Raw genomic sequence first — 12662 nt, 5'->3', positions numbered from 1 at the left:
AGGCGCCTGGTCCTCCCGATGTACTGCGCGGCGTGGCGATGTCCCTCGTCGGGATGACGACGCGGTGCGTGCGCGCGGACCAGACTCGTGCCCGGGCGCCGTCCGGTCGGACGGGAACCTTCAGGGTGAAACCGGGGGATTCCCTGATGGTTCTCGGCCCCGCGCTCCGTAGGCTTGTCGTGGCGCGGGACGCCCGACCCGCCGCAGCCAGCCTGGCCCCCCGCCAGCCGACGAACGAGGAACCTTTGACCGAGGCCGTCTCGACCTTCCTGGAGAATCTGGAGACCTGGATTCTCGCCCTCGCCGCGTCCGGCTGGATCTACCCGGCGCTCTACGCGTTCGCGACGATCGACGGCTTCTTCCCGCCGATCCCGAGCGAGTCCGTGGTCATCACGCTCGCGGTGTCCGCGCACGCCACCGGGGAACCGAATCTCTTCCTCGTGCTGCTCCTCGCTGCGGCGGGCGCGTGGACCGGGGACCAGATCGCGTTCGCGATCGGTCGCACGATCGGCACGGACCGCGTACGGATCCTGCGCACGCCGCGCGGTCGCAAGGCCGTCGCGTGGGCCGAGCGCGCGCTCGCGCACCGGGGCGCGTCGTTCATCCTCGCCGCGCGGTACATCCCCATCGGTCGCGTGGCGGTCAACATGACGGCAGGTGCCGTCGGGTACCCGCGGCGCCGGTTCATGGCGTTCTCCGGTATCGCCGCCGTGACCTGGGCGCTGTACTCCGTGCTCATCGGTCTCGTCGCCGCGCAGTGGCTGGGGCACGAGCCGCTGCTCGCCATGGTCTTCGGTGTCGTCCTGGGCATCGCCGCGGGCTTCGTCATCGACCGGATCCTCATGGTCCGGGCCCGCCGCCGCGGCGAGCTGCCCGCCGATGCCGCCCCGACCGCCGACGCGCTGACCCCCGCCGACGGCGACGAGTCACGCGAGGTGAGGGTGCCCGACGAGGCGGCACCGCCGTCGGACCGCGCCACGACGCCTCCGGGTGCGGGGAGCACGGGCACTCCCGCCCTCTGAGACGCGGTGGAGCGGGTCCTGTCAGAGCTTGCGCAGGCGCACCCGCTGGACCGAGTGGTCCGAGCCCTTGGTGAGCACGAGCGTCGCCCGACCACGCGTGGGCAGGATGTTCTGCTCGAGGTTCGGGGCGTTGATCGAGTCCCAGATCGACCTCGCGCGCTCCACCGCCTGCTCGTCCGTGAGGTCGGCGTAGCGGCGGAAGTACGACTCGGGCCGGGCGAACGCCGTGCGCCGCAGCGCGAGGAACCGGTCGACGTACCACTGCCGGATGTTGCGCGTGCGCGCGTCGACGAAGATCGAGAAGTCGAAGAAGTCGGAGACCGCGACGGTCGACTCGTCGTGGGCACTGGGCCGTGCCGGCTGCAGCACGTTGAGCCCCTCCACGACGAGCACGTCGGGCTTGCGCACCACCGCCTCGGCACCGGGGACGATGTCGTAGGTGAGGTGGTCGTACACGGGAGCCCGCACCTCGGCGTGGCCGGCCTTCACCTTGGACAGGAACCGGATCAGCGCCCGCCGGTCGTACGACTCCGGGAACCCCTTGCGCTCCATGAGGCCCCGGCGCGCGAGCTCGGCGTTCGGGTGGAGGAACCCGTCGGTGGTGATGAGCTCGACGCGCGGCGTCTCCGGCCAGCGTGCGAGCATCTCGCGCAGGACCCGTGCCGTCGTCGACTTGCCGACGGCGACCGAACCGGCGACGCCGATGACGTACGGCGTGTTGCCCGTGTCCTCGCGCAGGAACGTCGAGGTGGCCTCGTGCAGGCCCGACGTCGCGGTGACGTAGAGGTTGAGCAGGCGCGAGAGCGGGCGGTACACCGCGTCGACCTCGGCCAGGTCGATCGGGTCGCCGAGGCCGCGCAGGCGGGTGACGTCGTCTCCGGTCAGGGGCAGGGGCGTCGACTCCGACAACCGGCTCCAGGCTGCCCGGTCGAGGTCGACGTAGGGCGACGCCGACGGCGCCGCCAGCCGGGCGGGCACGAGGTCGGACGGGTCGTGTACGGGGGAGGACACCCGACCGATTCTGCCGGATGCGCGCGACCGACCGTGCACGGACGCTCGCCACGTGGAGGCGGAGTTAGTCAGCGGACCTCACGAAAAACCGCGGGATCTCGCCGCTCCGGAGCGGTCGTCGCCCGCGGATAGACTCGACGACCATGTGCGGAATCGTGGGTTACGTGGGCCCTGGAACCATGGTGGGAGAGGCCTCGGGGCGACCCCTCGACGTCGCTCTCGAAGGACTCGGCCGGCTCGAGTACCGCGGCTACGACTCGGCCGGGGTCGCGCTCGTCGGACCCGGGGTCGACGCCGTCGCGTTCGCGAAGAAGTCGGGCAAGCTCGCGAACCTCGTCGAGGAGATCGGCCTGCACCCGCTGCCCGCGGCGACCGCGTCGATCGGGCACACGCGCTGGGCGACCCACGGCGGCCCCACCGACACCAACGCCCACCCGCACCTCGCGGACGACGACCGGCTCGCGGTGATCCACAACGGGATCGTCGAGAACTTCGCGACCCTCAAGGCCGAGCTCGTCGCCGACGGCGTGCGGTTCCTGTCCGAGACCGACACCGAGGTCGCCGCGCAGCTCCTCGCGCGCGCCTACCGCGAGACCAAGGACCTCACGCTCGCGATGGGCCAGGTCGCGCGCCGGCTCGAGGGGACGTTCACGCTCCTCGCCGTGCACGCCGACTCGCCCGACACCGTGGTGGGCGCGCGGCACGACTCGCCGCTCGTCGTCGGGCTCGGCGAGGGGGAGAACTTCCTCGGCTCCGACGTCGCGGCGTTCATCTCCCACACCAAGGAGGCGCTCGAGCTCGGCCAGGACCAGATCGTCACGATCACCCCGACGGCGGTCGAGGTGACGGACTTCGACGGCAACCCGGCAGAGGCCAAGCGCTACACGGTCGACTGGGACGCCGCAGCGGCCGAGAAGGGCGGCTTCGCGTCCTTCATGGACAAGGAGATCCACGACCAGCCGCACGCCGTCGGCGACACCCTGCTGGGCCGCACGGACACGACCGGCAGGCTCGTGCTCGACGACCTGCGGATCGACGAGGCCGTGCTGCGCGCGGTCGACAAGATCATCGTCGTCGCGTGCGGGACGGCCGCGTACTCCGGGCACGTCGCGAAGTACGCGATCGAGCACTGGTGCCGCATCCCCGTCGAGGTCGAGCTCGCGCACGAGTTCCGCTACCGCGACCCGATCGTCGACGAGAAGACGCTCGTCGTCGCCGTCACGCAGTCGGGCGAGACGATGGACACGCTCATGGCCGTGCGCCACGCGCGCGAGCAGGGCGCGAAGGTCATCTCCATCGTCAACACGCACGGGTCGACCATCCCGCGCGAGTCCGACGCGGTGCTCTACACGCACGCCGGGCCGGAGATCGCGGTCGCCTCCACCAAGGCGTTCCTGTCGCAGATCACGGCGGCGTACCTGCTCGGGCTCTACCTCGCGCAGCTGCGCGGCAACAAGTTCCCCGACGAGATCTCCGCGATCCTCGACGACCTGCGCGACATGCCGCGCAAGATCCAGACGGTCATCGAGCGGGGCGAGTACGTGCGGGCGACCGCGCGGTCCATGAAGGACGCGTCGTCCGTGCTGTTCCTGGGCCGGCATGTCGGGTTCCCCGTCGCGCTCGAGGGCGCGCTGAAGCTCAAGGAGCTCGCCTACATCCACGCCGAGGGCTTCGCGGCCGGCGAGCTCAAGCACGGGCCGATCGCGCTCATCGACGAGGGCCAGCCGGTGTTCGTCATCGTGCCGTCGCCTCACGGCCGCGAGGGCCTGCACTCGAAGATCATCTCGAACATCCAGGAGATCCGGGCCCGTGGGGCTCGCACCCTCGTCATCGCCGAGGACGGGGACGACGCGGTGCGACCCTACGCGGACGAGATCTTCTGGATCCCCGAGTCGCCCACGCTGCTGTCACCGCTGCTGGCCGTCGTGCCGCTGCAGATCTTCGCGATGGCGCTCGCGACCGCGAAGGGCCTGGACGTCGACCAGCCGCGCAACCTCGCCAAGTCCGTCACGGTCGAGTAACCCGACCTCGCCGAGAATGTGCGTGTGGCCCGTCCGGACGACCGGACGGGCCACACGCATGTTCGGCAGGAGGCAGGCGCATGCTCGGAGGGGCCGGCCATAGGGTGAGCGCATGATCATCGGGGTGGGGATCGACGTCGTGGACGTCGCGCGGTTCATGGAGACGATCGAGCGCACGCCCCGGCTGCGGGAGAAGCTCTTCACGGAGGCCGAGCGCGACCTCCCGCCCGCCTCGCTCGCCGCCCGCTTCGCCGCCAAGGAGGCCATCGCCAAGGCGCTCGGGGCCCCCGCGGGGATGCGGTGGCACGACGCCACGGTGCACCGGATCGTCGGCGGACCGCCGGAGGTCGAGATCACCGGGACCGTCGCGGCCCGCGCAGACGAGCTCGGCATCACCCGGTGGCACCTGAGCATCTCGCACGACGCCGGCATCGCCTCGGCCATGGTCGTCGCCGAGGGCTGACCGACCGGCGGGAGCTGTGGGCACGAAGGCGGCCTGGTTCTCGACGGAGAACCAGGCCCTTCATGCCCACGAACAGAGGTCAGCCCTGGAGGGCGGGGATCACCTGGCGCTGGAAGAGGTCGAGCTGGTCGCGGTCGGTCGCGGCGAACGGGAAGTACCCGATCGCGTAGCCGAGGCCCTGGCCGCGCAGCCCGGTCAGCGTCTCGACGATCTGCTCCGGGGTCCCGACCAGCGGGCCGCTGCGCCACGACGCGATGCTGTCGTCCGCCTTCTCCGGGAAGTAGCGGCGAGCGTGCTCCTCGATCCGCGCGAGCCGGTCCGCGACGTCGCGCTCCGTCGCGCCGATGACGACGTTGTAGTTGGCCGACCGCGTGATCTCGCCAAAGTCGCGCCCGAGGTCGCGGCAGTGCTGCTCGAGCACCGCCGACTTGTGCGCGAAGCCCTCCGGCGAGCCGTCGAAGTTCGTGTACTGCGCGTGCTGCGCGGCGATGCGGAGCGTCTTCTTCTCCCCACCGCCCGCGATCCACAGCGGGATGCTCGGCACGTCGCCCTCGCCGTCGACAGCGACGCGCTGGAGCGGCTGCGGGTAGCACAGCGCGCCGTCCACCTGATACCGCTCGCCCTCGAACGAGCCCGACGACCCCGTGCGCCACATGCGCGCCATGATCTGGACCCCCTCGTCGAGCGCGCGCAGCCGCTCGCCCGCGCTCGGGAAGCCGTACCCGTAGGCGCGCCACTCGTGCTCGTACCAGCCGGCGCCGATGCCCATCTCGAGCCGTCCGCCCGAGACGTGGTCGATCGTCGCCGCGACCTTCGCCAGGTACGTCGGCTCGCGGTACGCCATGCACGTGCACATCTGGCCGAGCCGCACCCGCTGCGACGCCGCGGCGAACGCCGCCATGAGCGTCCACGCCTCGTGCGTCGCCTCGGTGCTGGGGGTCGGGGTGGTGTGGAAGTGGTCGTAGACCCACACGCCGTCCCACGCGAACCCGCCGCCCTGCGGCGCGTCGCCCGCCGTCGCGGCGTCGGCGTGCTGCACGAGGGAGAGCATCGTCGGCCAGTGGTCCTCGGGTGCGACGTCGACGAGGTCGTAGCGCCAGCCTTGCGGGATGAAGAGTCCGAATTGCATGGGCGTCACCCTACGTGGGGGGCTTGCTTGTGCGTCTTCTGGTCGCCCTGGGTGGTGGGTGGGGCGGGTGCGCCGGATCTACCATCCGCCGCTCGTCCCTCGCGGCTCCCGCCAGACCCACCACGATCCGGCGCACCCGCCCCACCCACCGTCGTCGGCTCACCTTCTCGACCGGGCCGGCAGGTGGACCGAGGTCGGGCGTTCGCGTCGCGCCCTTCTCGCCGAGCGAGCGGGCGGGCATGGCCGGGGGTCGGCAGGATGGGGGCATGATCGAAGCCTGGTCCGTGGCCGACGTGCGTGCCGCCGAGGAGCCTCTGCTCGCGGCGGGGGAGCCGCTCATGGATCGGGCGTCGTTCGCGCTCGCGACGATCGTGGCGCGCGACCTCGCGCGGTTGCGGTCGGTGACCCTGCCCGACGGCGGTCGTCGCGACGGGCGGGTCGCGGGGGCCCGGGCTGTCCTGCTCGTCGGGTCGGGCAACAACGGGGGCGACACGCTGCACGCCGGTGCCTACCTCGCGCGCCGGGGCGTCGACGTGCTGGCGGTGCTCGCGGGAGAGCACGCGCACGCGGGCGGGCTCGCCGCGCTGCGGGCCGCGGGCGGACTCGTGGAGGTGCTCGTCGGCAGCCCCGACGACGCGTCGCGGCCCGACCGGCCGCACGACCACCTCGACCCGCACGTCGCGGACCGGGTCGCCGCCCAGGCGGTGCGGGCCGACGTCGTGCTCGACGGGCTCCTCGGGATCGGTGCCCGGGGTGCGCTGCGGGGCGTGGCGGCGGACCTGGTGCGGCGCCTCGACCGCGCGCTCGACGAGGGACGCGAGGGCGACGGGCGCCTGTGGGTCGTCGCGGTGGACGCGCCGAGCGGGATCGGCGTCGACGACGGCGCCGTCCCCGGGCCGGTCCTGCGCGCCGACCGCACCGTGACGTTCGGCGCAGCCAAGCCCGGCCTCCTGCTGCCGCCCGCGACGCACCTCGCGGGCCGCGGTGCCGTCGTCGACATCGGCCTGCGTCTCGGCAGGCGCCCGGGCGCCGGGTCGGGCGTGGGCGGCGCGGGGAGCGAGGGAGGTCGCGACGGCGACGGCTCGCCCGTCGTGCGGCGGCTCGAGCCGGCCGACGTGGCGGCGCGGTGGTCGGTGCCCGGGCCGACCGACCACAAGTACACGCGGGGGGTCGTCGGGGTCGTCGCGGGGACTCCCACGTTCCCGGGTGCCGCGGTCCTCGTCGCGAGCGCGGCCGTCCGGACCGGCGCGGGGATGGTGCGCTACCGCGGGTCCGACGACGTCACGCGCGCCGTCCTCGCGGCGCGGCCCGAGGTCGTGCCCGCCGCAGGCCGCGTGCAGGCGTGGGTACTCGGGCCCGGCGTCCCGCCTGTGCCCGGCCCGGACGACGACCCGGTGGACGACGGCGGGCAGCACGAGCGCGTCCGGTACGCGCTCGCGGCCGCGACGGGTGAGCTGTCCGCCGAGGTCGCGGGTCGGCGGGTGCCCGCGGTGGTCGACGCCGGGGCGCTGTCGCTCCTGCAGGACCGGTGCCCGCCGTCGGTCGTCCTCACGCCGCACGCGGGCGAGCTCGCGACGCTCCTGCGGGCGCGCGGTGACGACGTGACGCGCGCCGACGTCGAGGCCGAGCCGTTGCGCTGGGCGCGCCGCGCCCACGCGCTCACCGGGGCGACGGTGCTGCTCAAGGGGTCTGCGACGGTCGTCGTCGGGCCGGAGGGGGCATGGTCGCAGGCCGACGCTCCCCCGTGGCTCGCGACGGCAGGCGCCGGCGACGTGCTCGCGGGGATCCTCGGGACGGTGCTCGCCGCGCACGCCGAGCGGGTCGTCCACGAGCCGGGGCTCGCCGGCGAGCTCGCGGCGACGGCCGCCGTCGTGCACGGCCTCGCGGCGGAGCGCGCGAACCCCGGGGGACCGGTCGCGGCGCTCGACGTCGCGGGCGCGGTGCCCGCCGTCGTCGCCGAGCTGCTCGCCGCGCGCCGCGACGGGACCTGACGGCCCAAAACCCCCGGCGCGCCCGGGAGACCGATGTGCCCGCGGACCTCTGTGCCCGGCGCGGAGGGACGTCCCTGCGCGCCGGGCCCGCGCGTAGGCGCTGGACGACGGCGCGTAGGGGCGCGCCCCCGGGCCGGTGGCGGGTCGGCGGGCTGGCGCGCGCCGGTACCGTGGAGGCGTGGTCCCCCTTCCCGTGCGCGACGGCCTCAACCCGACGCGCCTCGTGCTGCCGCACGACGCCGAGAGCATCGCGCGGTTCACACGCACGCTCGACTACGTTCGCGACCGCTTCCCCGGCGACGCCGGTCGCCTGGCCGAGAAGGTCGCGGCGGGCGAGGTGGTCGACGGGCGCGGGCGACCGGTGGACGCGCGCACCCCGTACGAGCCGCGCGGGTTCGTGTTCCTCTACCGGGACCCGCCGGTCGAGCCGGAGGTCCCGTTCGAGATCCGCGTGCTGCACCGCGACCGCGACCTGCTCGTCGTGGACAAGCCGCACTTCCTCGCGACGATCCCGCGCGGGGCCTACGTCGCGCGGTCGGTGCTCGTCCGGCTGCGCCGCGACCTCGACCTCCCGGAGCTCAGCCCCGCGCACCGCCTCGACCGGGTGACCGCCGGCGTCCTGCTGCTCACCGTGCGCCCGCAGGTGCGCGGCGCGTACCAGGAGCTGTTCGCGCGCCGCGAGGTCCGCAAGACGTACGAGGCCGTCGCGCCGTACGACCCGTCGCTCGACCTGCCCGCGACCGTCCGCAGCCGGATCCTCAAGCGGCGCGGGATCATGCGCGCGGAGGAGGTCGACGGCGAGCCCAACGCCGAGAGCCGCGTCGACGTGATCGAGACCGATGCCGCGCGCGGCCTCGCGCGGTACCGGCTCGAGCCGCACAGCGGCAAGACGCACCAGCTCCGGCTGCACATGGCGCGCCTCGGCGTACCGATCGTGCACGACAACTTCTACCCCGACCCCTACGACGTCGCCCCCGACGACTACTCGCGCCCGCTCCAGCTCGTCTCCCGGTCGCTCGTCTTCGACGACCCGCTCACGGGCCGCGAGCGCCGGTTCGAGACCGACCGGGTGCTCGACGCCTGGTGAGCCGGGCCGTCACAGACCGAGCACGACGCCAGGCACCGGGACGCGCAGGACGTCGTCCGTCCCCGCGACCGCGAAGGCACGCTCCACGTCGCCGACCGACTCGCTGAAGTGCGCCCACCCCTCGGCGTGCACCGGCACGACGAGGCGCGCCCGGAGGAGCCGAGCGACCTCCAGCACACCGTCCGCGCCGAGCGTGAGGGCGGCGCCGTCGAGGATCGCTGCCACGCGCGCGGCCCCGGCATGCACGATCGCGACGTCCACCGGCCCGAGGCGGTCGGGGACGTCGGCGACCAGCTCGGGCGCGGCGTTGTCCCCCGACAGGTAGACGCGGGGCAGGCCCTCGCCGTCCAGCACGAAGCCCGTGACGTCCCCGAGCACGCGCTCCGCGCCCTCGGGCCCGTGCCGGGCCGGGACGCCGGTCACGCGCAGCACGCCACCGTCCGGGCGGGGCACCTCGAACGACTCCCACGGAGCGAGCCCGACGACGCCGGGGACCTCGGGCGCGAGGCGTCCGGCGCCCGAGGGCGTCGTGAGCACGTAGGGCACGCCGGGCAGGAGCGCACGCCCGCTGAGGTCGAGGTTGTCGACGTGCTCGTCGTGCGAGACGAGCGCGACGTCGAGCGGCCCGAGCGCGTCGGGCGCGGCGGCCGGGCCGAGCAACCGGGTGGTGACCCCGCCGCCGGGCCGCGGGTAGTCGCGCGGGGCGTCGAACCCCGGGTCGGAGACGAGCGTGAGCCCGCCCAGCCGGAGCAGCAGCGAGGGGCCGCCGACGTGGAGGAGCACGAGCCCTGCCTGCGGGGTCGTGGGTGCCGGGGTCTCGTCGGGGCGGTCGTCGGGCCGGGGTGCGGCGTGCGGTGTGGTGGTCATGGATCGATCCTCACGGGCGTGCGCCCCTCCGGAAAGTGGCCCGAAGGTCGATGATCGGTAGGATCGGGCCATGACGTCCTTGTCCACGACCTCGACGGCCGAGCGGAGCGCTCAGGCCCGGGACACCGTGCCCGGGCCACAGGGCGAGGGTCGTGCCGAGCGTGTCGCCGTCGTCGCGTTCGACGGCATCAGCCCGTTCCACCTCGCCGTCCCGAGCCTCGTGCTGGGCAGCGAGGCGCTCCGCGGCGGACCCGTCGGGACCGGACCGCGGTACGACGTCGTGGTGTGCGCGCCGTCGCCGGGGCGGTTCGCCACCTCGGCAGGCTTCGCGGTGCACGTCGACCACGGGCTCGAGGCCCTCGAGCGGGCGGCGACCGTCGTGCTGCCGAGCTGGCGTCCCGACGCCGACCCCCCGCCCGTGCTCCTCGACGCCGTCCGCGCCGCGCACGCGCGCGGCGCCCGCGTGGTCGGGCTGTGCCTGGGGGCCTTCCTCGTGGCGGCGAGCGGCGTCGCCGACGGCCGCGAGGTGGTCACGCACTGGCACGACGCGGAGCGGCTCGCACGCACGTACCCGGACGTCGCGGTCCGCAGCGACGTGCTGTGGGTGGACCACGGCGACGTCGTCACGTCCGCCGGGACCGCGGCCGCGCTCGACTGCTGCCTGAACCTCGTGCGCCGGGACCACGGCGCACGGCTCGCCGCGCGCGTCGCGCGGGAGCTCGTGCTCGCGCCGCACCGCACGGGCGGGCAAGCGCAGTTCGTCCGTGCTCCGATGCCGCCGGACGACACGGCGGACCCGGTCGAGGTCGCGATGGTCTGGGCTCGGGCGCACCTCGACGACCCGATCTCCCTCGACGGGTGGGCGCGCTCGGCCGGGACGTCGCGGCGCACGTTCACCCGCCGCTTCGCGGCGCGGACGGGGCTGAGCCCCGTGCAGTGGCTGCTGGACCAGCGCGTCGACCGGGCGCGCGAGCTGCTCGAGACGACGGACCTGACGGTCGACCGGGTCGCGGAGGCCGCCGGTCTCGGGTCCGCGGAGTCGCTGCGTCACCACTTCCGCACGCGGCTGGGCACGAGCCCGTCGCGGTACCGGGTCGAGTTCGGCGGGGTGCCGGCCGCGGGCCGCGCGACCACCCGCGGGCGACCGGCCGACGAGTGAGAGAATCGACGACCGTGAGCGACACCCAGCGCACGACCCCCTTCGGCGCCTACCCGGCGCGCGCCGTCGTCGACCTGGCCGCGATCCGGGACAACGTCCGCGCGCTCGGCGAGCACGCGCCGTCGTCCCAGGTCATGGCGGTGGTCAAGGCCGACGCCTACGGGCACGGCCTCCTGCCCAGCGCCCTCGCGGCGCTCGCGGGCGGCGCGACGTGGCTCGGCACCGCGCAGCCGAGCGAGGCGCTCGCCCTGCGCGCGGCGGGCGTGGGGCCGGACCGGGCGCGGATCCTCACCTGGCTCTACCCGCCGGGTGCCCCGCTGCGCGAGCTCGTCGAGGCCGACGTCGACGTCTCGGTCGCCGCGCCCTGGGCGCTCGACGAGGTCGTCGCGGCGGCCCGCGCGGCCGGTCGCGTCGCGCGCGTCCACGTCAAGGTCGACACGGGGCTCGGGCGCAACGGGATCGTGCCCGAGGACCTGCCCGACGTCCTGCGCGCGGCGGCCCGCGCGCAGTCCGACGGCGTGCTGCGCGTCGTCGGCGTGTGGTCCCACCTCGCGTTCGCGGACGAGCCCGGGCACCCGAGCGTCGTCGCGCAGGCCGACGCCCTCGACGACGCCGTCCGCCTCGCCGAGCGCGCCGGGCTCGCGCCGGAGGTGCGGCACCTCGCCAACTCCCCGGCGACGCTCACCGCCCCGCGCACCCACTACGACCTCGTGCGTCCGGGGCTCGCGGTCTACGGCATGACGCCCGTGCCGCAGCTGGGGCCGCCGTCGCGGTTCGGCCTGCGCCCCGCGATGACGCTCGAGGCGCGGCTCGCCACGGTCAAGCGCGTCCCCGGCGGCCACGGCGTGTCCTACTCCCACCACTACACGACGGCGCACGACACCACGCTGGGCGTCGTGCCGCTCGGGTACGGCGACGGGATCCCGCGGCACGCGTCGGGCGGCGGCCCGGCGGGGGCGCCGGGCGGCCCGGTGCTCGTCGGGGCGCGGCCGGGCGAGCCCGGCGGTCGGGTGCTGCGCGTCGTCGGTCGGGTGTGCATGGATCAGGTCGTGCTCGACCTCGGCCCGGACGCGACCGAGCGCGCGGGCGACGTCGTCACGCTCTTCGGGGCGGGCGAGGGCGTCGAGCACGACGGCGTCCCCACCGCCGAGGACTGGGCGCGGGCCGCGGGGACCATCAGCTACGAGATCACGACGCGCCTCGGCGCGCGCGTGCCGCGCGAGCACGTGAGGACGCACGTGCTCGACGACGGCGCGCGGGCCCTCCTGGCCGACGAGCCCTACCACCACCCGAGCACGGAGAGGACGGTCCGCGGATGAGCGGCGACCCGAACAACCCGACCCCCGCGACGACCCCGTCGGACGGCGTCGGCACCGGCGCCACCGACGGCGCGAACGCCGGCGCGACCGGCGTCGTCGTGCTGCCCGACGCCGACGCGACGCGCGCGTTCGGCCGCGCGCTCGCGGGCGTGCTGCGCGCGGGCGACCTCGTCATCCTCACGGGTGACCTCGGTGCCGGGAAGACGACGCTCACCCAGGGCGTCGGGGCCGGGCTCGGGGTGCGCGGGCAGGTCGCGTCGCCGACGTTCATCGTCGCGCGCGAGCACCCGTCGCTCGTCGGCGGCCCGGCGCTCGTGCACGTGGACGCCTACCGGCTCGGCTCGCTCGACGAGGTCGACGCGCTCGACCTCGACTCGAGCCTCGAGGACTCCGTGACGGTCGTCGAGTGGGGCAGCGGGCTCGTCGAGGCGCTCGCGGGCGACCGGCTCGAGATCGTGCTCGAGCGGCCGCGCGGTGCCGGGTCGGCGGACGACGACGCCCCCGAAGCGGGCGAGCGGCGCGTCACGGTGCGGGGGGTCGGCGCCCGCTGGGCGGACCTCGACGTCGCCGCGCTCGCGCGCTGAGACGTCGCC

The 12662-nt window shown here is 74.9% G+C and carries 11 protein-coding genes; 8 read left to right on the top strand and 3 right to left on the bottom strand.

Annotated features, from left to right (window positions below; genetic code table 11):
- Nucleotides 1-245: 245 nt before the first annotated feature.
- Nucleotides 246-1022 carry a DedA family protein gene (locus tag AC4H2H_RS05430; RefSeq protein WP_494369797.1) on the top strand — a complete coding sequence of 259 codons (777 nt, stop codon included), beginning with the start codon at nt 246-248 and terminating at the stop codon, nt 1020-1022.
- Nucleotides 1023-1043: 21 nt separating this feature from the next.
- Here the strand turns inward: AC4H2H_RS05430 and coaA are convergent, their stop codons facing one another.
- Entirely contained in the window at nt 1044-2033 is a 990-nt protein-coding gene (gene coaA, locus AC4H2H_RS05425) for a type I pantothenate kinase (protein ID WP_494369796.1), read from the bottom strand.
- Between the two features lie 143 nt (nt 2034-2176).
- On the opposite strand from coaA, the gene glmS reads away from it, so the two are divergent.
- The gene (gene glmS / locus AC4H2H_RS05420; RefSeq protein WP_494369795.1) at nt 2177-4054 is read left to right on the top strand and encodes a glutamine--fructose-6-phosphate transaminase (isomerizing); all 1878 of its coding nucleotides are present in this window, start codon (nt 2177-2179) and stop codon (nt 4052-4054) included.
- A gap of 112 nt (nt 4055-4166) precedes the next feature.
- Nucleotides 4167-4517, top strand: a complete 351-nt coding sequence (locus AC4H2H_RS05415) for a holo-ACP synthase (RefSeq protein WP_494369794.1) — start codon at nt 4167-4169, stop codon at nt 4515-4517.
- A 79-nt stretch (nt 4518-4596) separates the two neighbouring features.
- On the opposite strand, the gene AC4H2H_RS05410 is transcribed toward AC4H2H_RS05415, so the two are convergent.
- A complete protein-coding gene (locus AC4H2H_RS05410) occupies nt 4597-5646 on the bottom strand; it encodes an LLM class F420-dependent oxidoreductase (RefSeq protein WP_494369793.1) in 1050 nt (349 codons plus the stop codon).
- Between the two features lie 266 nt (nt 5647-5912).
- Between AC4H2H_RS05410 and AC4H2H_RS05405 the strand changes: the two genes are divergently transcribed.
- Nucleotides 5913-7637 (top strand): bifunctional ADP-dependent NAD(P)H-hydrate dehydratase/NAD(P)H-hydrate epimerase, encoded by a 1725-nt coding sequence (locus AC4H2H_RS05405; RefSeq protein ID WP_494369792.1) that lies wholly within the window; start codon nt 5913-5915, stop codon nt 7635-7637.
- Between the two features lie 178 nt (nt 7638-7815).
- Nucleotides 7816-8724, top strand: a complete 909-nt coding sequence (locus AC4H2H_RS05400) for a pseudouridine synthase (protein WP_494369791.1) — start codon at nt 7816-7818, stop codon at nt 8722-8724.
- A gap of 9 nt (nt 8725-8733) precedes the next feature.
- Here the strand turns inward: AC4H2H_RS05400 and AC4H2H_RS05395 are convergent, their stop codons facing one another.
- Nucleotides 8734-9591, bottom strand: a complete 858-nt coding sequence (locus AC4H2H_RS05395; RefSeq protein ID WP_494369790.1) for an MBL fold metallo-hydrolase — start codon at nt 9589-9591, stop codon at nt 8734-8736.
- A 70-nt stretch (nt 9592-9661) separates the two neighbouring features.
- Here AC4H2H_RS05395 and AC4H2H_RS05390 point away from each other — a divergent pair, with 70 nt between their 5' ends.
- From AC4H2H_RS05390 to tsaE, 3 genes are read left to right on the top strand one after another with little or no spacing between them, the layout of a single operon-like run.
- Entirely contained in the window at nt 9662-10750 is a 1089-nt protein-coding gene (locus AC4H2H_RS05390; RefSeq protein ID WP_494369789.1) for a GlxA family transcriptional regulator, read from the top strand.
- A gap of 14 nt (nt 10751-10764) precedes the next feature.
- Nucleotides 10765-12069, top strand: coding sequence for an alanine racemase (gene alr / locus AC4H2H_RS05385; protein ID WP_494369788.1), 1305 nt, complete (start codon nt 10765-10767; stop codon nt 12067-12069).
- Nucleotides 12066-12653 (top strand): tRNA (adenosine(37)-N6)-threonylcarbamoyltransferase complex ATPase subunit type 1 TsaE, encoded by a 588-nt coding sequence (tsaE, locus tag AC4H2H_RS05380; protein WP_494369787.1) that lies wholly within the window; start codon nt 12066-12068, stop codon nt 12651-12653. Before alr ends, tsaE begins: the two co-directional genes overlap by 4 nt.
- Nucleotides 12654-12662 lie beyond the last annotated feature (9 nt).

It is taken from the genome of Cellulosimicrobium sp. BMG9.22, assembly GCF_059159975.1.
Note: the sequence above shows the minus strand (reverse complement) of the source record. Positions and strands in the feature narration are given on the sequence as shown.